The sequence below is a fragment of the Streptomyces sp. NPDC048278 genome (genome assembly GCF_040652195.1).
In the GTDB taxonomy this organism is placed as follows: Bacteria; Actinomycetota; Actinomycetes; order Streptomycetales; family Streptomycetaceae; genus Streptomyces.
Map to the genome: position 1 here is coordinate 129510 of NZ_JBEZLP010000027.1, position 19381 is coordinate 148890.

The 19381-nt window shown below is 70.4% G+C and carries 19 protein-coding genes and 1 tRNA gene; 15 read left to right on the forward strand and 5 right to left on the reverse strand.

What is annotated here, in order from left to right; translation table 11 throughout:
• The first annotated feature begins 3 nt into the window (after positions 1-3).
• From AB0D74_RS35930 to AB0D74_RS35960, 7 genes are all read left to right on the forward strand, one after another.
• Positions 4-687 (forward strand): transglycosylase family protein, encoded by a 684-nt coding sequence (locus AB0D74_RS35930; protein ID WP_362596244.1) that lies wholly within the window; start codon positions 4-6, stop codon positions 685-687.
• 345 nt (positions 688-1032) lie between these two features.
• On the forward strand, positions 1033-2319 hold the full coding sequence (gene eno, locus AB0D74_RS35935; protein ID WP_362596246.1) for a phosphopyruvate hydratase: 1287 nt from the start codon (positions 1033-1035) through the stop codon (positions 2317-2319).
• Positions 2320-2427: 108 nt separating this feature from the next.
• Entirely contained in the window at positions 2428-2904 is a 477-nt protein-coding gene (locus tag AB0D74_RS35940) for a septum formation initiator family protein (protein WP_362596248.1), read from the forward strand.
• A 29-nt stretch (positions 2905-2933) separates the two neighbouring features.
• Positions 2934-3452 carry a DUF501 domain-containing protein gene (locus tag AB0D74_RS35945; RefSeq protein WP_362596250.1) on the forward strand — a complete coding sequence of 173 codons (519 nt, stop codon included), beginning with the start codon at positions 2934-2936 and terminating at the stop codon, positions 3450-3452.
• 104 nt (positions 3453-3556) lie between these two features.
• On the forward strand, positions 3557-4498 hold the full coding sequence (locus AB0D74_RS35950) for a Ppx/GppA phosphatase family protein (RefSeq protein WP_362596252.1): 942 nt from the start codon (positions 3557-3559) through the stop codon (positions 4496-4498).
• 440 nt (positions 4499-4938) lie between these two features.
• The gene (locus AB0D74_RS35955; protein ID WP_362596254.1) at positions 4939-6318 is read left to right on the forward strand and encodes an NAD(P)/FAD-dependent oxidoreductase; all 1380 of its coding nucleotides are present in this window, start codon (positions 4939-4941) and stop codon (positions 6316-6318) included.
• Between the two features lie 248 nt (positions 6319-6566).
• A complete protein-coding gene (locus AB0D74_RS35960; RefSeq protein WP_362596256.1) occupies positions 6567-7865 on the forward strand; it encodes a cyclopropane-fatty-acyl-phospholipid synthase family protein in 1299 nt (432 codons plus the stop codon).
• An 85-nt stretch (positions 7866-7950) separates the two neighbouring features.
• Here AB0D74_RS35960 and AB0D74_RS35965 read toward each other — a convergent pair whose 3' ends face one another.
• Together AB0D74_RS35965 and AB0D74_RS35970 are read right to left on the reverse strand one after the other, a co-directional pair.
• Positions 7951-10479 carry an FtsX-like permease family protein gene (locus tag AB0D74_RS35965; RefSeq protein ID WP_362596258.1) on the reverse strand — a complete coding sequence of 843 codons (2529 nt, stop codon included), beginning with the start codon at positions 10477-10479 and terminating at the stop codon, positions 7951-7953.
• The gene (locus AB0D74_RS35970) at positions 10479-11252 is read right to left on the reverse strand and encodes an ABC transporter ATP-binding protein (protein ID WP_362596260.1); all 774 of its coding nucleotides are present in this window, start codon (positions 11250-11252) and stop codon (positions 10479-10481) included. Before AB0D74_RS35970 ends, AB0D74_RS35965 begins: the two co-directional genes overlap by 1 nt.
• Positions 11253-11665: 413 nt before the next feature.
• Here AB0D74_RS35970 and AB0D74_RS35975 point away from each other — a divergent pair.
• A tRNA-Leu gene (locus AB0D74_RS35975) sits at positions 11666-11748 on the forward strand.
• 47 nt (positions 11749-11795) lie between these two features.
• Here AB0D74_RS35975 and AB0D74_RS35980 read toward each other — a convergent pair.
• On the reverse strand, positions 11796-12056 hold the full coding sequence (locus tag AB0D74_RS35980) for a hypothetical protein (RefSeq protein ID WP_362596262.1): 261 nt from the start codon (positions 12054-12056) through the stop codon (positions 11796-11798).
• A gap of 146 nt (positions 12057-12202) precedes the next feature.
• A complete protein-coding gene (locus AB0D74_RS35985; protein WP_362596264.1) occupies positions 12203-12598 on the reverse strand; it encodes a helix-turn-helix transcriptional regulator in 396 nt (131 codons plus the stop codon).
• 230 nt (positions 12599-12828) lie between these two features.
• Here AB0D74_RS35985 and AB0D74_RS35990 point away from each other — a divergent pair, with 230 nt between their 5' ends.
• The 6 genes from AB0D74_RS35990 (at position 12829) to AB0D74_RS36015 (ending at position 18512) form a co-directional block, all read left to right on the forward strand.
• On the forward strand, positions 12829-13044 hold the full coding sequence (locus AB0D74_RS35990; RefSeq protein WP_362596266.1) for a hypothetical protein: 216 nt from the start codon (positions 12829-12831) through the stop codon (positions 13042-13044).
• Between the two features lie 75 nt (positions 13045-13119).
• A complete protein-coding gene (locus tag AB0D74_RS35995) occupies positions 13120-13338 on the forward strand; it encodes a hypothetical protein (protein ID WP_362596268.1) in 219 nt (72 codons plus the stop codon).
• A gap of 89 nt (positions 13339-13427) precedes the next feature.
• A complete protein-coding gene (locus AB0D74_RS36000) occupies positions 13428-15338 on the forward strand; it encodes a hypothetical protein (RefSeq protein ID WP_362596270.1) in 1911 nt (636 codons plus the stop codon).
• Positions 15339-15390: 52 nt separating this feature from the next.
• Entirely contained in the window at positions 15391-16065 is a 675-nt protein-coding gene (locus AB0D74_RS36005; protein WP_362596272.1) for a hypothetical protein, read from the forward strand.
• A 210-nt stretch (positions 16066-16275) separates the two neighbouring features.
• Positions 16276-17454, forward strand: a complete 1179-nt coding sequence (locus AB0D74_RS36010) for a 4-hydroxybenzoate 3-monooxygenase (RefSeq protein ID WP_362596274.1) — start codon at positions 16276-16278, stop codon at positions 17452-17454.
• A gap of 194 nt (positions 17455-17648) precedes the next feature.
• Positions 17649-18512 (forward strand): Bax inhibitor-1/YccA family protein, encoded by an 864-nt coding sequence (locus tag AB0D74_RS36015; protein WP_362596276.1) that lies wholly within the window; start codon positions 17649-17651, stop codon positions 18510-18512.
• Positions 18513-18586: 74 nt separating this feature from the next.
• Here the strand turns inward: AB0D74_RS36015 and AB0D74_RS36020 are convergent, their stop codons facing one another.
• On the reverse strand, positions 18587-18817 hold the full coding sequence (locus tag AB0D74_RS36020; protein WP_093502087.1) for a DUF4287 domain-containing protein: 231 nt from the start codon (positions 18815-18817) through the stop codon (positions 18587-18589).
• A 118-nt stretch (positions 18818-18935) separates the two neighbouring features.
• Here AB0D74_RS36020 and AB0D74_RS36025 point away from each other — a divergent pair, with 118 nt between their 5' ends.
• Positions 18936-19247: a hypothetical protein gene (locus tag AB0D74_RS36025; protein WP_362596279.1), complete on the forward strand. Its 312-nt coding sequence runs from the start codon at positions 18936-18938 to the stop codon at positions 19245-19247.
• Positions 19248-19381 lie beyond the last annotated feature (134 nt).

Genomic DNA, 19381 nt, shown 5'->3' on the forward strand with positions numbered 1-19381 from the left:
TCCATGCTGTTCTCCGGCAAGGGCAAGCACCGCCGTCCGTCCAAGGCCGTCCGCGCCATCGCCGTCGCCGGCGTCACCGGCGTCGCCGTCGCCGCGCCGCTGATGGCGGCCGGCAGCGCCTCCGCCGCCACCGCCTCCGAGTGGGACACCGTCGCCCAGTGCGAGTCCGGCGGCAACTGGTCCATCAACACCGGCAACGGCTACTACGGCGGTCTCCAGTTCTCCGCCTCCACCTGGGCCGCGTACGGCGGCACGCAGTACGCCGCGCAGGCCAACCAGGCCAGCAAGGCGCAGCAGATCACGATCGCCGAGAAGGTCCTCGCCGCGCAGGGCAAGGGCGCCTGGCCGGTCTGCGGCACGGGCCTGTCCGGCGCCGCCTACACCGGCGGCAGCGCCGGCTCGACCAGCTCCTCGTCGAGCAGCAGCACCAGCACCCGCTCGACCGACACCCAGGCCGCCTCCCGCTCCGCCGAGCGCCCGGCCGCCAAGAAGACCGTCACCACCCCGACCGGCAAGAAGGTCAAGAAGGGCGACGGCGAGTACAAGGTCGTCAAGGGCGACACCCTCAGCTCGATCGCCGAGAAGCACAAGGTCAAGGGTGGCTGGCAGGCGCTGTTCAAGCTGAACAAGGACATCGTCGACGACGCCGACTTCATCTACCCGGGCCAGCAGCTGCACCTGAAGTAAGACCCAGCTGAACCACAGCCCCCACACAGCCGTGGTCCTCATAGTGGGGACCACGTGAGGGTCACCCCCGTCCCCCACGAGCCCCCGCTCCGGTGCGTTTTCCCCCGAACGCACCGGAGCGGGGTTTCTCTTTGCGTCGGGCTCCGTGGCCCGCTCTTCTTCCGTTCTTCATCGGGACCCCCTTTGTTCCGCACGTGAACAATGAGTACCGTCTGTGTGTCCACGGGCCGGTCGGTCGTGCCGGCCGACGGCCCTTGGACGGTTAGGCTCTAGTCGCAAGGCTGAGCAAGGGCCGACGAGGCCCGCGTGCGCCCCGCACAACCAGCGTCACATCCCAAGAAGGAGATGCTCGTGCCGTCCATCGACGTCGTCGTAGCCCGGGAAATCCTGGACTCCCGAGGCAACCCCACGGTCGAGGTCGAGGTCGGCCTCGACGACGGCAGCACGGGTCGTGCCGCCGTTCCGTCCGGCGCCTCCACCGGTGCCTTCGAGGCCATCGAGCTCCGTGACGGCGACCCCAACCGCTACCTGGGCAAGGGTGTCGAGAAGGCCGTCCTCGCCGTCATCGAGCAGATCGGCCCGGAGCTCGTCGGCTACGACGCCACCGAGCAGCGCCTGATCGACCAGGCCATGTTCGACCTGGACGCCACCGACAACAAGGGCTCGCTCGGCGCCAACGCCATCCTCGGCGTCTCCCTCGCCGTCGCGCACGCCGCCTCCGAGGCGTCCGACCTGCCGCTCTTCCGCTACCTCGGCGGCCCGAACGCGCACCTGCTGCCCGTCCCGATGATGAACATCCTCAACGGCGGCTCGCACGCGGACTCCAACGTCGACATCCAGGAGTTCATGATCGCCCCGATCGGCGCGGAGTCCTTCTCCGAGGCGCTGCGCTGGGGTGCCGAGGTCTACCACACGCTGAAGAAGGTCCTGAAGAGCAAGGGCCTGGCCACCGGCCTCGGCGACGAGGGCGGCTTCGCCCCGAACCTGGAGTCGAACCGCGCCGCGCTCGACCTCATCCTGGAGGCGATCAAGCAGGCCGGTTACGTCCCCGGCGAGCAGATCGCGCTCGCGCTCGACGTCGCCGCGTCCGAGTTCTACAAGGACGGCAAGTACGAGTTCGAGGGCAAGTCCCGCTCGGCCGCCGAGATGACCGAGTACTACGAGGAGCTCGTCGCCTCCTACCCGCTGGTCTCCATCGAGGACCCGCTGTTCGAGGACGACTGGGCCGGCTGGAAGGTCCTCACCGACAAGCTCGGCGACAAGGTGCAGATCGTCGGCGACGACCTGTTCGTCACCAACCCGGAGCGCCTGGCCCGCGGCATCGAGGAGGGCACCGCCAACGCCCTGCTGGTCAAGGTGAACCAGATCGGTTCGCTCACCGAGACCCTGGACGCCGTCGAGCTCGCCCAGCGCAACGGCTTCAAGTGCATGATGTCGCACCGCTCCGGCGAGACCGAGGACGTCACCATCGCCGACCTCGCCGTCGCCACCAACTGCGGCCAGATCAAGACCGGCGCCCCGGCCCGCTCCGAGCGCGTCGCCAAGTACAACCAGCTGCTGCGCATCGAGGAGATCCTCGACGACGCGGCGGTGTACGCGGGCCGCAGCGCCTTCCCGCGCTTCAAGGGCTGAGCCCGCTAGAGGGTAAGGCTTAGCCAGTCGTACGTACGTCCCCGTACCCGGTCCCGTACCGTGTCCGGGGACGTACGCACGTGTCAGGGCGACCAGGGAGGCGGGGACATGGCCGTGAAGGACCGGGACCGGTTCTCCACCGCGACCAGGCTCAAGCTGCTCGGCGAGCAGACGGCGGCCCGGGTCTACCGCTCCCAGACCAGGCGCCAGGCCCGCCGCTCCCGGCTCACCGGCCGCGCCGCGCTGCTCGCGATCGTGCTGTGCACGATGGTCGTCGCGCTCGCCTATCCGATGCGGCAGTACGTCTCCCAGCGCGCCGAGATCTCCGACCTCGAACGGCAGCAGCAGCAGGAGCGGCAGCGGGTCGAGCAGCTGCGGGACCTCAAGGCGCGGTGGCAGGACGACTCCTACGCCGAGCAGCAGATCCGGCAGCGGCTGCACTACGTGATGCCGGGGGAGACCGGGTTCGTGGTGATCGACCCCGGTGCCGCCAAGCAGGCGCACGCCTACCTCGGGGCGGCCGACCGGCCCTGGTACGCGAACGTCTGGGACGGCGTCGACAAGTCCGACGCGTCCGACCAGTGAACCGACAGAAAGCCACGCAGAACACAGTCATGCAAACGCCTCCGCCCTCCACCCCGCGCACCGAGCCGACCGACGCGGACGTCGAGGCCTTCAAGCAGCAGCTCGGCCGGCCGCCGCGCGGGCTGCGGGCCATCGCGCACCGGTGCCCGTGCGGGCAGCCGGACGTTGTGGAGACCGCGCCGCGGCTGCCGGACGGGACGCCGTTCCCGACGCTGTACTACCTGACGTGCCCGAAGGCCGCGTCCGCCATCGGGACCCTTGAGGCCAACGGCGTGATGAAGGAGATGACGGCGCGGCTGGAGAGCGATCCGGAGCTGGCGGCGGCGTACCGGGCCGCGCACGAGGACTACATCCTGCGCCGGGACCAGATCGAGGAGCTGACGGGCTTTCCGAGCGCGGGCGGGATGCCGGACCGGGTGAAGTGCCTGCACGTCCTCGTGGCGCACTCCCTGGCCGCCGGCCCCGGCGTGAACCCGCTCGGCGACGAGGCGATCGCCATGCTGCCGGAGTGGTGGGCCAAGGGTGCCTGTGTGATCACCGGCGAGTGACGCACCCTCCAGGGGGCTCCGCCCCCGGGACCCCCGAGACCTTCGCCCACCCACCCCCCGACTCGGTCGGCCGGGAAGTCACGAACAGACAAGGACCCACCGTCATGACCCGCGTCGCCGCCATCGATTGCGGTACCAACTCCATCCGCCTCCTCGTCGCCGACGCGAACCCGGGGACCGGGGAACTCGTCGACCTGGACCGCCGTATGACGATCGTGCGGCTCGGGCAGGGGGTCGACCGGACCGGGCGGCTGGCGCCGGAGGCGCTGGCGCGGACGTTCGCGGCCTGCCGGGAGTACGCGGCGGTGATCAAGGAGCACGGCGCCGAGCGGCTGCGGTTCGTGGCCACCTCCGCCTCCCGCGACGCCGAGAACCGGGACGAGTTCGTGCGCGGTGTGCTCGACATCCTCGGCGTCGAGCCGGAGGTCATCAGCGGCGACCAGGAGGCCGAGTTCTCCTTCACGGGCGCGACGCGGGAGCTGGCCGGCCGCGAGGACCTCGCCAAGCCGTTCCTCGTCGTGGACATCGGCGGCGGGTCGACGGAGTTCGTGGTCGGCGACGCGCACGTGCGGGCCGCGCGGTCCGTGGACGTCGGGTGCGTGCGGATGACCGAGCGGCATCTCGTGCACGAGGGGCACGTCAGCGACCCGCCCACCGAGGCCGAGACCGCTGCCGTGCGGGCCGACATCGAGCGCGCCCTCGACCTCGCGGAGCAGACCGTGCCCTTGCGCGAGGCGCGCACCCTGGTCGGTCTCGCCGGGTCCGTCACCACCCTCTCCGCCATCCACCAGGAGCTGCCGGAGTACGACTCCGCCGCCATCCACCACTCCCGCATCCCCTACGCCCGGGTCCGCGAGATCACCGAGTGGCTGCTGCGCTCGACCCACGCCGAGCGGGCGGCCGTGCCCTCCATGCACCCCGGCCGGGTGGACGTGATCGGGGCCGGTGCCCTCGTCCTCCAGGCGATCATGGAACGGGTGGGGGCCGAGGAGGTTGTGGTGAGCGAGCACGACATTCTGGACGGCATCGCCTGGTCCGTCGCCTGACCCACAGGTCGACGTGGTCCATCCTCGGATGAGCATGCGAAACGACGGGTGAGCGCCCGAACGGCCTGTGACACGCCGTGCCACGACACTCCGCCGGAAAACTTCGTGAAGTTCTTCACAAGGAATTCGGTGCAGGTGAGGGGTCCAGTGGGGGCTCTTGGGCCGATCGGGGGCTCAACAGGCCCGAGCGCGTGCTCAGGAGAGCAATCCGGGGGTGTTCCGGGAGGTGCTCGTGAGGGTGACATCCGGTGCCTTCACGGTGCCCCCGGAAGCCTGGACGGGCAGCTCACGCGGCATTGACAACGGGTCGTATCGGAAGTGGGTTCCCGCCGATGACCATGACCTGGGTCACGTGGGCGGCGGAGTGTAGCACGACCCCTGTGGAAGCTTGTGAAGGGGCGCACGAGCGGCCCCCCTGGGGCGGGTGGATACTCGATGCCATGAGCACCACGGAGCGTCCCAGGATCCTCGTAGTAGGCGGTGGGTACGTAGGCCTGTACGCAGCTCGGCGCATCCTCAAGAAGATGCGCTACGGCGAGGCGACCGTCACGGTCGTCGACCCCCGGTCGTACATGACCTACCAGCCCTTCCTCCCCGAAGCCGCCGCCGGCAGCATCTCCCCTCGGCACGTCGTCGTCCCGCTGCGACGCGTGCTGCCGAAGGCGGAGGTCCTCACCGGCCGGGTCACCACCATCGACCAGGACCGCAAGGTCGCCACGATCGCGCCGCTCGTCGGCGAGGCGTACGAGCTGCCTTTCGACTACCTCGTCATCGCGCTCGGCGCGGTCTCCCGCACCTTCCCGATCCCCGGCCTCGCCGAGCAGGGCATCGGCATGAAGGGCATCGAGGAGTCGATCGGCCTGCGCAACCACGTCCTCGAGCAGCTCGACAAGGCCGACTCCACGACCGACGAGGAGATCCGCCGCAAGGCGCTCACCTTCGTCTTCATCGGCGGTGGCTTCGCGGGTGCGGAGACCATCGGCGAGGTCGAGGACATGGCCCGTGACGCCGCCAAGTACTACAAGAACGTGTCCCGCGAGGACATGCGCTTCGTCCTGGTGGACGCCGCCGACAAGATCCTGCCCGAGGTCGGCCCCAAGCTCGGCCTGTACGGCAAGGAGCACCTGGAGAGCCGCGGTGTGGAGATCTACCTCTCCACCTCGATGGACTCCTGCGTCGGCGGCCACGTGGTGCTGAAGAACGGCCTCGAGGTCGACTCCAACACGATCGTGTGGACGGCCGGCGTCAAGCCGAACCCGGCGCTGTCCCGCTTCGGCCTGCCGCTCGGTCCGCGCGGCCACGTCGACACCGCGCCGACCCTCCAGGTGCAGGGCACCGACTACATCTGGGCCGCGGGCGACAACGCCCAGGTGCCGGACGTCGCCGCCCGCAAGGCCGGCGTCGAGAACGCCTGGTGCCCGCCGAACGCGCAGCACGCGCTCCGTCAGGCCAAGGTCCTCGGCGACAACGTGGTCTCCGGCATGCGGGGCTTCCCGCAGAAGGAGTACAGCCACGCCAACAAGGGCGCGGTCGCCGGTCTCGGTCTGCACAAGGGCGTCGCGATGATCGTCCTGGGCAAGACGAAGATCAAGGTCAAGGGCCGTCTCGCCTGGTACATGCACCGTGGCTACCACGGTCTGGCGATGCCGACCTGGAACCGCAAGATCCGCATCTTCGCCGACTGGACGCTCGGCATGTTCCTCAAGCGCGAGGTCGTGTCCCTGGGTGCCATGGAGAACCCCCGCGAGGAGTTCTACGAGGCCGCCAAGCCCGCTCCGGTCGCCGCCCCGAAGTCCGAGGAGAAGGCCAAGGCCTCCTGACCCGGTAGCCGGTAGCCGGTAGCCGGTAGCCGAACCAGCTGAACCAGCTGAACCACCCGAAGGACCTCCCGCCATCCGTGGTGCGGGAGGTCCTTCGGCGTTCCCGGGCGTCCCCGGGAGCCCGCACAACTGCATGTTGGCTACACCTTTTTTGCCCAGTCGTAACTCCTTTGCGGGACTGCGCTGCTGCCCTCACGGTGTTTACGTGGTAACCGGCATCCGGGATCGATGTCTTGGAGGTGTGCGCCATGGCCGACGCCGCGTCGCGGCTGAGGAGTGTTGCCGAGCAGGTGCTGGGAGTCCCGCTCCCGGTACGGCTGCGGGCCTGGGACGGATCGGAGGCCGGGCCGCCGGGCGCGCCGACGCTCGTCGTGCGCAATCGCCGTGCCCTGCGCCGCATGTTGTTCAAGCCGGGCGAACTGGGCATGGCCCGCGCCTGGGTCGCCGGCGACCTGGACATCGAGGGCGACCTGTACGGCGCCCTCGCGGTGGTGTCCGGGCTGATCTGGGAGCGCGACGACGACGGCCGTACCCTCGTGCAGGCGCTGCGCGACCCGCGCGTGCGGGCCGCCGTCCGGGAGCTGGTGAGGCTCGCCGGGCCGCCCGTTCCGCCCGCCCCGCCCCGCGAGGAGGCGCGCCGACGGGGCCACCTGCACACCCGCCGCAGCGACCGGCAGGCCATCAGCCACCACTACGACGTGGGGAACGACTTCTACGGAATCGTCCTCGGTCCTTCGATGGTCTACTCGTGCGCGTACTGGGGGGCCGTCGACAACGCGGACACGCTGGAGACCGCCCAGCGCGACAAGCTCGAACTCGTCTGCGCCAAGCTCGACCTGAGACCCGGTCAGCGGCTGCTCGACGTCGGCTGCGGCTGGGGCTCCATGGCGATCCACGCGGCCCGCGAGCACGGCGTGAGCGTCGTCGGGGTCACCCTCTCCCAGGAGCAGGCCGCGTTCGCCCGTAAACGGGTCGCGGACGAGGGTCTGACGGACCGGGTGGAGATCAGGGTCCAGGACTACCGGGACGTCCGGGACGGGCCGTACGACGCGATCTCGTCGATCGGGATGGCCGAGCACGTCGGGGCCGAGCGGTACCTGGAGTACGCCCAGGAGCTGTACCGGCTCCTCAAGCCCGGCGGGCGGCTGCTCAACCACCAGATCGCGCGCCGGCCGCAGCACGACGAGTCGGCGTACAACGTCGACGAGTTCATCGACGCCTACGTCTTCCCGGACGGCGAGCTCGCCCCGATCGGCACCACCGTCACCCAGCTGGAGCGGGCCGGGTTCGAGGTGCGGGACGTGGAGTCCATCCGCGAGCACTACGCCCGCACCCTGCGCCGGTGGGTGGCCAACCTGGAGGCCGAGTGGCCGCGGGCCATGCGGCTGACCAGCCCGGGCCGGGCCCGCGTCTGGCGGCTCTACATGGCCGCCTCCGCCCTCGCCTTCGAACACAACCGCATCGGCGTCAACCAGGTGCTGGCCGTCCGGACCCCGGACTCCGGCGCCTCCGGGCTGCCCCTGCGCACCCGTACCTGGAACGGCTGACACCTGGAACGACCGACGGCACACGAAAGGGGCCCCACGCTCGCTGTGGGGCCCCTTCGCCGTGCCTGTTGCCGTGCGCCGCCTGCTACTCGGCCTTGATCGCCGCCAGCACGTTCAGCTTCGCCGCGCGGCGGGCCGGCCACAGGGCCGCCAGGACGCCGACCGTGCCGGCCAGGAGCAGGAAGACCGCCATCCTGCCCCAGGGCAGCACCAGTTCGTACGTCGGCATCCGCGAGCCGACCAGCTGACCGGCGGCCCAGCCGAAGAACACGCCCAGGCCGAGGCCCAGCACCCCGCCGAAGAGGGAGATGACCAGGGACTCCAGACGGACCATCCGCTTGACCGCCTTGCGGTCCAGGCCGATCGCGCGGAGCATGCCGATCTCCTGGGAGCGCTCGAACACCGACATGGCCAGGGTGTTGACGACCCCGAGGACCGCGACGATCACCGCCATCGCGAGCAGTCCGTAGACCATGTTCAGGATCAGCGTGAACGCCTGCGCGATGGAGTCGGACAGGTCCTGCTTGTCCTGGACCTTGATCGCCGGGTTGGAGCCGAGCGCCTTCTCCAGCCTGTCCTTGGTCGCGCTCGACGCGCCGTCCGCCGTCTTGACCATGACCTGCATGTCGGCCGGGTCGGTCACGTGCGGGGTGAGGGTGGCGCTGTCGAGCATGATCCCGCGGATCACCTGGTTGCCCTCGTAGACCCCGGCGACCGTCAGCCGCTGCGACTTCCCGTCCTCGTAGTGCACGGTGAAGGCGGAACCGGCCTTCCAGCCGTGCGACTTGGCGGTGTCGTCGTCCACGGCGACGTCCGAGCCGCCGACCTTGAAGGCGCCGCTGTCCACCGTGAGGTCGGTGAGCCTGCCGATCGACGAGCCGTCGACGCCGGTCAGGAACTCGGTCTCGCCGTCGATCCGGGAGATGGAGTTGCTGAGCGGGCTGGAGGCGGTCACGCCGTCGGTCGCCGCGACCTTCTTCGCCACGTCGGGGGAGAGCGCGTTGCCGTTGGCCATCGAGACGATGTAGTCCGCCCGGATCGCCGAGCTCGCCATCTTGTCGATCGACTTCTGCAGGCTGCCCGCCATCACCGTCATGCCGGTGATCAGGGTCAGGCCGATCATCAGCGCGGAGGCGGTGGCGGCGGTACGGCGCGGGTTGCGCACCGAGTTCTGCCGCGCGAGCTTGCCGGCGACGCCGAACCCGCGCAGCAGCGGGGCCGCCGCCGCGATCAGCGGACGGGACAGCAGCGGGGTCAGGACGAAGACGCCGATGATGAGCAGGACCGCGCCGAGGCCCATCGGGGCCTGGCCGTCGCTGCCGCTCATCGTGGTCGCGGCCAGGATCACCACCACGCCCGCCGCCGAGAACAGGGCGCCGATCGTGTTGCGCAGCACCAGCGACTTGGTGGTCGGGGCGGCGTGCAGGGCGCTCATCGCGGCCACCGGCGGGATCTTCGCGGCCCGGCGGCCGGGCAGCCAGGCGGCCAGCATGGTGATGACGACGCCGACCGCGAGCGCGGCGGCCACCGTGCCGGGGCTGACGACCAGCGGTCCGTCCGGGACGGCCGCGCCGAACGAACCCAGCAGCGCGCGCAGTCCGGCGCCGATGCCGATACCGGCGACCAGGCCGGTCACCCCGGCCACCGCGCCGACCACGAACGCCTCGATCAGCACCGAGCGGGTGACCTGGCGGCGGGAGGCGCCCACCGCCCGCAGCAGCGCGAGTTCCTTGGTGCGCTGGGCGACCAGCATGGTGAAGGTGTTGGCGATGATGAACGTGCCGACGAACAGGGCGATGCCGGCGAAGACCAGCAGGCCCGAGCGCAGGCCGCTCATGCTGCTGGAGATCTGCTCCGCCTGGTCGTCGGCGAGCTTCTGGCCTGTGGTGGTCTCCACGAGCTTCTTCGGAAGGGCCGCGTCCAGCTGGGACTTGAGGGCGGCCTGCCCGGTGCCGGACTTCGCGGTCACGTCGATCTCGTCGTACGCGCCCTTCTTGCCGAACAGCTGCTGCGCGGTCGCCGTGTCGAACAGGGCGAGGCTGCCGCCGGCCGCGACGTTGCCGTCGTCGGTGGTGAAGATGCCGGCGACGGTGGGGGTGAGGACCGGGCCGTCGACGGAGATGCGCACGGTGTCGCCGACCTTGTATCCGGCCCGCCCGGCGGTCCTGGAGTCGATCAGGACCTCGTTCTTCCCGCTGGGCGCGTGGCCGCTGACCAGCGGGTAGCGGGAGTCCGCGGTGCCCCAGTAGTTGCCGCCCTCGGACTGCCAGCCGCCGCCGATCAGCTTGCCGTCCTTGTCGGCGATCGCGGTGAAGCCGGAGACGACCCCGGTGGCGGAGGCGGCCCCGGGGACCTTCGCCGCCTTGTCGAGCAGGGCCTGGGTGAGGTCGGGCACCTTGCCGACCTGATCGCCCTCGGAGTCCTGGTACTTGGCCTGGACGGCGACGTCGACGCCCTTGAAGCCCTTGGCGGAGCTGTTCTGGTAGGCGTCCGAGATGGTGTTGGTGAAGACCAGGGTGCCGGAGACGAACGCGACGCCGAGCATGACGGCGAGCACGGTCATCAGCAGCCGGGCCTTGTGCGCGAGGACGTTGCGCAGCGCGGTGCGGAACATCAGCTGGTACGGCCCTTCGCGTCGAACTGCTTCATGAAGTCGAGGACGCCCTCGGCCGTCGGCCGGTACATCTCGTCCACGATCCGGCCGTCGGCGAGGAAGACCACGCGGTCGGCGTACGCGGCGGCCACCGGGTCGTGGGTGACCATGACGACGGTCTGGCCGAGCTCCCGCACCGAGTTGCGCAGGAAGCCCAGCACCTCGGCGCCGGAGCGGGAGTCGAGGTTTCCGGTCGGCTCGTCACCGAAGATGATCTCCGGCCGGGAGGCGAGGGCGCGGGCCACGGCGACGCGCTGCTGCTGGCCGCCGGAGAGCTGCGAGGGGCGGTGGCCGAGCCGGTCCCGGAGGCCGACCATCTGGATCACGTCGTCCAGCCACTGCTTGTCCGGTTTCCGACCCGCGATGTCCATCGGGAGGGTGATGTTCTCCAGCGCGGTCAGCGTCGGCAGCAGGTTGAACGCCTGGAAGATGAACCCGATCTTGTCCCGGCGCAGCTTGGTCAGCTGCTTGTCCTTCAGCGAGCCCAGCTCGGTGTCACCGATCCGCACGGAACCGGAGGAGAAGGTGTCGAGGCCGGCCACGCAGTGCATCAGCGTGGACTTGCCGGAGCCGGACGGCCCCATGATCGCGGTGAACTCGGCCTGCCGGAACTCGACGGTGACCCGGTCCAGGGCGACCACCTGGGTCTCGCCCTGGCCGTAGATCTTCGAGAGGTCCGTGGCACGTGCGGCCACGGAAGTGGTCCGCCGGTCGGCGATGGGTGTGGTGGACACGGAAGGGCGCTCCTGTCGGGACGACGGCGTTCGTGGGGACGTGCTCCATCGTCTCGGCCGAACCGGCCCGTGTAGTCAGCCGCAGTTCCGGTTCCGGGGGGCGACCGAGGGGGGACCGGCGGGGTGCCGAGTCATACCTGGGGATGACAGCGAACCCCGAGACCCGGATCCGGAACCGGGCGCTCCCAGTCGTCGAGAACAGGTGGAGCCCCCTTGTTCGGACGGTGAAATTCCGTCATTCCGCGTACGCGTGCACCCACCCCGCGTAACGCTATTGGCAAGTGCGGATGGCCAGTTCCAGGTGCTGATGCTCCCTCAGACGTCAATAAAATAAGACAACATCGGGTCGTCCGTCCGCTGTTCGGGGGACGCCTCCCGATAGGGTCGGGATCTCGTAGCGGAGCCCATGGCCTGCCCGGATGGTGGAATGCAGACACGGCGAGCTTAAACCTCGCTGCCCCTCGCGGGCGTACCGGTTCAAGTCCGGTTCCGGGCACTTCCCGCACCTCTGGTGAGTGACGTCGGCGCACCTTCGGCGCCTGCTCACCCCTCGTAGACCGTCAGGACCGCCCCGTCGACCTCGATGCGGCGGCCCGCGCGCATGCCGTTGCGGCGCAGGGTGTGCAGGCACTCCTGGAAGAGGGCGAGTTCGCCGGGGTCCAGGATGGCCGCGGCCAGGTCCAGGAGCTCGGTGACCGAGGTGTCGGTCAGCACCTCGGGCAGGTCCCCGGAGAGCAGGACGACGGACTCGCCGTCGGGTTTGCGGACCACGGCCGTCGCCGGTCCGCCGTGCACGAACAACACATGTCCCCCTGAGAGCCCGTGGTCGTGCGGCTCTCGCCTTCCCGGGCAGTGAGGCAGAGACTAGCGGCGGATCTTGCCGCTTTCGTGCGGAGTTGGATTCTTTTTCCGACTTGACGGAAGCGCGCCCGGGCGTGCTCCACCGGCGCTCACTTCTCCCGGGGTGCGCGGTCCAGGAGCGACTCGACGAGCGCGGTGACATGCCGGCGGTCGTCGGCCGACAGTTTCTGGACGCTGGCGATGAGCAGCGCGACCTCGGGGTCGGCGGGGCCGGCGGCGCCTTCCGGGCCGGCGGCCGGCGAGGTGTCGTACACGTGGATCCCGCAGGCCTCGGCGGCGGCGCGGCGCACCGTCTCCAGGGGCAGCTCCAGCCCCTTGGCCAGGCCTTCCAGGGTGGTCGCCTGGGGCATCCGGACCACGCGGTCGGTGGTCGCCAGGTGGTGCACGGTGGAGCGGGGTACGCCGCCGCGCCGTGCCACGTCGCCGTAGGACCAGCCCTTGCGGTCGAGGTGCTCACGGATCAACTGCTGCAGTGCGTTGGCCACTGACCGTCACTTCCTGCTCGCCGCCTGCGGAGTCCTGCCTTGTCGCGGCCGATTCTACGGGCGGGTAGGCGATCGGCCGAGAGGGTGATTTTCCGAAGGGGTTGCGCAGTGGGTTCCCGAGCCCGTAGTGTCCAATCTCGTTGGACAGCACGTCCGACCAGATTGGACAGAGTCCGGGGGGAACCTGACTCGTTCCGATCGGAAATGTCTATCCCTGAGGGGGAAAAATCATGATGGATGCACACGAGCTCGAGGCCGAGTCCGCGGAGCTGCTGCCGGGCCGTGAGGCCCTGGGCAAGCTGAAGTTCGGCTTCGGCAAGACGGTCAACGTCACCAAGCACGTCGCGAACATCGAGGCGTCCAACCAGTCCGCCGCGCTGAACGACCACTCGGCGTGGTCGGTGGCCGACTCCGGTGCCGCCCAGACCATCAGCGTCCACCAGTAGTACCGCCCTGGCGCACGGCGCCGGCACCGAGATCGGCCTCAACCCCACCGCACACGAAACGAAGGGACATCCGTCATGAGCATGGACATGAACGAGCTGGAGAACGAGTCCGCCGAGCTGCTCCCGGGCCGTGAGGCCCTGGGCAAGCTGAAGTTCAGCTTCGGCAAGACGGTCAACGTCACCAAGCACGTCGCGAACATCGAGGCGTCCAACCAGTCCGCCGCGCTGAACGACCACAGCGCCTGGTCGTCCGCCGAGTCGTCGGCCGCGCAGACGATCAGCGTCACCCAGTAGTCCCCGGGAGCGCCACCGCCGTCGCCCCGGCGGTGGCGCTCCCGCGCAGTTCGGGGGGAACACATCGGGGATCCGGGGGGAGACCACACATGACGGTGCTCGGGGACGGAGCCGCCGCACTCCACGACACGGGCCCGGTGCCCGGACCCGGCGGCTGGCCGGTGACCTACGAGCAGGTGGCGACGGGCAACCTGCCGGTGGTCGACCCGCCGTCGCCGGTCCCGAGGCTCAGCGCGGGGCTGCGACTGCACGGTGAGTACCAGGGCTCGGGATTCACCGAGCCCAAGTACATCGCCCGTCGGGGGGACGGGCAGGTCGTGCAGCTGTCCAGGCTGCTGTACCTGGTGGCGTCGTCGGTCGACGGCGTCCGCGATGCCGAGGCCATCGCCCACCGGGTCAGCGCCCGCTTCGGACGCGAGGTCAGCGGGGAGAACATCCGCTACCTCGTCGAGAAGAAGCTGGAACCGCTGGGCGTGACGGTCCCGGAGGGCCAGGAGGACGACGAGGTCGACGCCCCGCGCTCCGACCTGCTGCTCGCCCTCAAGGGCCACCGCGTCATCTTCAACGAGAAGCGGACGGCGAAGATCGCGCGTTCCCTGGCGTGGCTGCACCGGCCGGCCATGGTCGCGCTGGTGCTGGGCTCGGCCGTCGCCATGGACGTCTGGCTGTTCGGGTTCTTCGGGGCGATCGAGCCCGTCCTCGAAGTGCTCGACCAGCCGGTCCTGATCCTCGTCGTCTTCGTGCTCACCGTGGCCTCCCTCGTCTTCCACGAGTTCGGACACGCCTCCGCGTGCAGATACGGAGGAGCCCGGCCCGGCTGCATCGGGTGCGGGCTCTTCCTCATCTGGCCCTCGATGTACACCGACGTCACCGACGTCTACCGGATCGGACGGGGCGGCCGGCTCCGCACCGACCTGGGCGGCGTCTACTTCAACGTCGTCTTCATGCTGGCCATGGTCGGCGCCTACTTCGCCACCGGGGCCCAGTTCTTCCTGGCCACGGTGTATCTCGGGCACTTCGAGATCATGGAACAGCTGATGCCGGCCGTACGGCTGGACGGCTACTACATCCTCGGCGACCTGGCCGGGGTCCCGGACCTGTACGGCAAGATCAAGCCGATCCTGCTGGGCCTGGTGCCGGGACCGAGGGGGGACCGGGCCCGCCAGGAGGTCGCCGGGCTGAAGAAGTCGGCGCGGGCCATCGTCGCCACCTGGGTGCTGACGATGGTCCCGCTGATCATCGGCGAACTCGGGTACGCGCTGTGGAACCTGCCGCGCATCCTCACCACGATGACCCGCTCGCTGACCGAGCAACTCCTCGGCACCGGCGGCGCGTTCATGCACGGCCAGGTGGTCGAGGGGCTGGTCGGGACGATCGGCTGCGTGATGCTGCTGTGCCCGATGGCCGGTGTCGTCTACCTGTCCGTGAAGATCGGCGGCCGGATCTTCCGGGCCGCACAGCGCTCCACGGCGGGCCGGCCGAAGCTCCGGCTGGCGATCTGCGCCCTCGCCCTCGCCGGGCTCACCGGGCTCAGCTACGCCTGGATGTCCGGGGTGACCCCGAAGCCGCTGCCCAAGCAGCCGCCGATCGCGCCGATCCTCCAGCCGGGGGTGCCGACCGAGGAACCGCCGCCGGCCCGGCAGGCCTCGACCCCGGACCCGCCGACGGACTCGGGTGCCCCCTCGGACACCGTGCCCGGCGGGCCGTCCGGGTCGGCCGGTACGAGCGCCGGGCCCTCGGCCGGGGAGACGTCGCGCGGCGCGTCCGCCTCGGCGTCGCCCTCCGCCTCGGTGCCGGGCAGCCCGGGGAAGAGCGGACCCGCCACGTCGCAGGCGCCGGCCAGCGGGGGACCGGTCACCGAACCGGTGTCCTCGCCGCCGGAGAGCGTGTCCGCGTCCCCGACGCCCACTCCGTCGGAGAGCGTCCCGGTGTCCCCGACGCCCAGCCCGTCCCCGCCGCCGGCCAGCGACTCGGCGAGCGCGGCCCCGGCCACGTCCTGACCGGCGGCACCCCATCACCTACCGCAGCAGCACCGGAGCACAGGAGCACGCCATGAGCAGTCACCGAAAACCACGCGCGACCGCGAGCCCGCTCACCCGACGGGCCGTCCGGATCGGCCTGTTCGCCGCCGGGCTGGCCGGTGCGGCCACCGCCGTACCCGCCCAGGCGGCCACCGCCGCCCCGCACGCCGCGTTCGCCTCCGACCACGTCTTCAGCCACGCCGACCGCGGGCACCACACCCAGGTCCGGGACTCCTTCACGATCCGCCAGTTCGGCACGGTGAACGCCGCCGCCGTCCGCAACCAGGCCAACGCCGTCTCGGCCGGCTGCTCGGCGGACGACCACTGCCGCTCGGTGGCCCTCTCCTTCCAGATCGTCACGATCGGCGGGGAGCACACCCACCTGAACGCGGTGAACCTCAGCGACGCCGCCAACAAGGAGTGCACGGGCTGTCAGACCCTCGCCGGGGCCTACCAGTTCGTGGTCTCCACGCCGACCGCGCTGCGCTTCGACAAGGCCACCCAGGGCAAGCTCGCCGACATCCACCGCAGGCTCGACGCGCTGAGCCGCTCCACCCTGCCCGCCGACGAGCTGCGCTCGAAGGCCGACGGGCTCGCCGCCGAGGTCACCGCCGTCCTGCACGACGCGGTCGCGAACGCCCCGAAGGGCGACCCGCAGAAGGACGTCACGCTCCACCGCCACCTGGACGGCTGGCCGGGCCGCTGACCCGTCCCGCCGTCCCGCACACCGGCCGCCGGGCCCACGACCGCCATCCGTGGGCCCGGCGGCCGGGCGCGTGCCACGACCCGCCCGCCATTGACAGGGGATACCGCCGGACGGAGACTCGGGAGAAATCGGTGAAGGAAATTTCACCAGGCGAACAGCCTACTCTCGGAACCCCGGGCGACGACGCCCGGCCACGGAAGGGAACGACCGATGCGCACCACCGTCGGCATCATCGGAGCCGGACCCGCCGGGCTCCTCCTCGCGCGGCTGCTGCACAACGCGGGCATCGACTCGGTCGTCCTGGAGAGCCGCGACCGCGCCTACGTCGAGCACCGCCAGCGCGCCGGGATCCTGGAGCAGGGCACGGTGGACGTGCTGCGCGCGGCCGGCGCCGGGGAGCGCATGGACCGCGAGGGCCTGCGCCACGACGGCATCGAGCTGCGGTTCGCGAAACAGCGCCACCGCGTCGACTTCCCCGGCCTCACCGGCGGCCGGTCCGTGACGGTCTACGCCCAGACCGAGGTCTGCAAGGACCTCATCGCCCTCCAGCTCAAGGAGGGCGGCCCGCTGCTCTTCGAGGCGGAGGCGCTCGCGGTGGAGGGCGCCGAGAGCGAACGGCCGCGGATCCGGTTCCGGCACGAGGGCCGCGAGGACGTCCTGGAGTGCGACTACGCCATCGGCTGCGACGGCTTCTGGGGGGTGGCCCGGACCGCGTTCCCCGAGTCTCTCTCCCGGGTCTTCGAGCGCACCTACCCCTACGCCTGGCTGGGCATCCTCGCCGACGTCGCCCCCTCCCACGACGAACTGGTCTACGCCCGCCACGACCGCGGCTTCGCCCTGCTCTCCATGCGCTCCCCGTCCGTCTCCCGCCTCTACCTCCAGGTCCCGGCCGGCGCCGACGCCGAGGAGTGGAGCGACGAGGCGATCTGGGACGAGCTGGAGCGGCGCTTCGAGACCGACGACGACTGGCGCCTGGAGCGCGGCCCCATCACCCAGAAGTCGGTCACACCCATGCGGTCGTACGTCCACGAGCCCATGCGGCACGGCCGGGTCCTGCTCGCCGGGGACGCCGCCCACATCGTGCCGCCGACCGGCGCCAAGGGGCTGAACCTGGCGGTGGGCGACGTCGTCACCCTCGCCCGCGCCCTGGTCCACGAGAAGGAGACGGGCTCCCCGGAGCTGCTCGACGCCTACTCGGCGACCTGCCTGCGCCGCGTCTGGCAGGCCGAGCGGTTCTCCTACGACATGACGAGCATGCTCCACCCCGGCCCCGCCGACACCCCCTTCGACGCCCGGCTCCAGCTGGCCCGGCTCGGCCGGATCGCCTCCTCCCGGGCGGCCGAGACGGACCTGGCCGAGGCCTACACCGGCTTCCCGCTGGACGCCTGAGGATCTCCGGCCGATTCCGGTCATGTTCCGGCTTCGTCATGGAATGAAGCCCTCCGTGGCCGGGAATCAGGGCTCCGCGTAGCGTGTTGCGCAGCACGGTGAGGGAAAGATCCTCCGCAGGTAGTAGGGTCAGTCTTTTGCCAATCCATTACTCTTGATGCCAAGGCCACGCAGGGTGGCCATGGAGGAGTGAAATGAGGAGCAGCAACCCGGTCTTCTCGCGACGGGGGTTCAGCCGCGACAACGGCTACGCGGGCTTCAACACCGCGCCGCAGGCCGGGTACGCACAGGGCGGCAACCCGTACGCGCAGAACCCCTACGCGAACAACCCGTACGCCCAGCAGGACCTCCAGCAGGGTGCACCGCCGCAGGCCCCGGCCACCACCGGCCGGATGACGATGGACGACGTCGTCATGCGCTCGGGCATGACGCTCGGCACCGTCGCCGTCGGCGCGATCCTCGCCTGGGCGCTGCTGCCGATCTCGTCCACCAGCTACGGCCTGGCCGTCGGCTCGGCGATCATCGCGTTCGTCCTGGCCATGATCCAGAGCTTCAAGCGGACCCCGGTGCCCGCGCTGATCCTGGGTTACGCCGCCTTCGAGGGCGTCTTCCTCGGCGTCATCAGCGAGATGTACAACAGCCAGTGGAGCGGCGCCCCGTTCCAGGCGGTGCTCGGCACCCTGGCGGTCTCGGCCGCGACGCTGCTGGTCTACAAGGCCGGCTGGATCCGCGTCACCGCCCGCTACGCCCGCATCGGCATGGCCATCGCCATCGCCTTCGTGCTCGTCATGGCGGTCAACCTGCTGCTGGTCGCGTTCGGCGTCGCCGAGAACGGCGGCCTGCGCAGCTTCGGCCCGCTCGGCGCGATCGTCGGCATCATCGCGATCCTGCTCGGCGCGTTCTTCCTGACCCTCGACTTCAAGCAGATCGAGGACGGCATCGCCTACGGCGCCCCGAAGAACGAGGCCTGGCTGGCCGCGTTCGGCCTCACCATGACCCTGGTGTGGATCTACGTCGAGATGCTGCGCCTGGTGGCGATCTTCAGCAGTAACGACTAGCCGCGCACGACAGGCTGAAGAAGGGCCCCGGGGTCGTCACCCCGGGGCCCTTCGCCGTCTGTGTATGTGCGCGCCTAGAGAAGTTTGCGCGCGGCCCTCCTCAGGTCGTACTCATGGATCAACGCCTTCGCGTGGCCGTACGCGAGGTTGTGCTCGTGGCGGAGCCAGCTGACCTTTTCCTCGAAGCGGAAGAGGGCCGGGCCTTCGTCGACGGTACGCAGCCAGTCGGACACTTCACGACCGGTGCAGTGGGGGATGCGGGCGAGCATGTTGCGATGGGTCTCCTCGGAGAAGACTTGGGACATCGGCGCCTCCGGTGCGCAAAGGGGGATGTAGCCGGTCCTTCACGTCACCGTGCCTGAGTGTTGGCGTGTTGGCAACAGTCGTGACAGGACAGCCGGTGGCACGCGTTACGCTCACGGCGTGGTTGATACGACGCCTCTCACCCGTGCCGTGGAACACTTCGCCGACAAACTGAGGGCGGCACCGCAGAGCCGGCTGCAGCGGGGCGCCGCCGCGGAGGCGCTGGGACTGGCGAGGGAGTTGGCCCGCTGGGCGCAGGCCGTCGAGGAGCCGGGCGCGGAGAGCCGGGAGATGCCGGACGCGGGGATGTTCGCGGTCGCCGACCAAATCACGGTGGCCGGGAACGACTTGGCGGTGATCCTGAAGAACGACGCCGAGGTGGGGGATGCGGTCAGGCTTGTCGAGGAGGCGCAGAAGAGGGCGGGCGTCTGAGGAGCGTCGGCGAGTGCGGGTGCGTGGGGGTTGCCCGCGCACCTGCCCGGGACCGCTTGCCGAGACCGCTTTCCGCCCTACGGTCTTGCGCATGGCCGAAACCGGAGCTTCCCCGCTCCCCCCTACGCCCCCGG

Bases quoted from the DNA above. Each gene is read 5' to 3' on its own strand.
- AB0D74_RS35930 (WP_362596244.1), top strand. From the start codon at position 4: ATGCTGTTCTCCGGCAAGGGCAAGCACCGCCGTCCGTCCAAGGCCGTC.
- eno (WP_362596246.1), top strand. From the start codon at position 1,033: ATGCTCGTGCCGTCCATCGACGTCGTCGTAGCCCGGGAAATCCTGGAC.
- AB0D74_RS35940 (WP_362596248.1), top strand. From the start codon at position 2,428: ATGGCCGTGAAGGACCGGGACCGGTTCTCCACCGCGACCAGGCTCAAG.
- AB0D74_RS35945 (WP_362596250.1), top strand. From the start codon at position 2,934: ATGCAAACGCCTCCGCCCTCCACCCCGCGCACCGAGCCGACCGACGCG.
- AB0D74_RS35950 (WP_362596252.1), top strand. From the start codon at position 3,557: ATGACCCGCGTCGCCGCCATCGATTGCGGTACCAACTCCATCCGCCTC.
- AB0D74_RS35955 (WP_362596254.1), top strand. From the start codon at position 4,939: ATGAGCACCACGGAGCGTCCCAGGATCCTCGTAGTAGGCGGTGGGTAC.
- AB0D74_RS35960 (WP_362596256.1), top strand. From the start codon at position 6,567: ATGGCCGACGCCGCGTCGCGGCTGAGGAGTGTTGCCGAGCAGGTGCTG.
- AB0D74_RS35965 (WP_362596258.1), bottom strand. From the start codon at position 10,479: ATGTTCCGCACCGCGCTGCGCAACGTCCTCGCGCACAAGGCCCGGCTG.
- AB0D74_RS35990 (WP_362596266.1), top strand. From the start codon at position 12,829: ATGATGGATGCACACGAGCTCGAGGCCGAGTCCGCGGAGCTGCTGCCG.
- AB0D74_RS35995 (WP_362596268.1), top strand. From the start codon at position 13,120: ATGAGCATGGACATGAACGAGCTGGAGAACGAGTCCGCCGAGCTGCTC.
- AB0D74_RS36000 (WP_362596270.1), top strand. From the start codon at position 13,428: ATGACGGTGCTCGGGGACGGAGCCGCCGCACTCCACGACACGGGCCCG.
- AB0D74_RS36005 (WP_362596272.1), top strand. From the start codon at position 15,391: ATGAGCAGTCACCGAAAACCACGCGCGACCGCGAGCCCGCTCACCCGA.
- AB0D74_RS36010 (WP_362596274.1), top strand. From the start codon at position 16,276: ATGCGCACCACCGTCGGCATCATCGGAGCCGGACCCGCCGGGCTCCTC.
- AB0D74_RS36015 (WP_362596276.1), top strand. From the start codon at position 17,649: ATGAGGAGCAGCAACCCGGTCTTCTCGCGACGGGGGTTCAGCCGCGAC.
- AB0D74_RS36020 (WP_093502087.1), bottom strand. From the start codon at position 18,817: ATGTCCCAAGTCTTCTCCGAGGAGACCCATCGCAACATGCTCGCCCGC.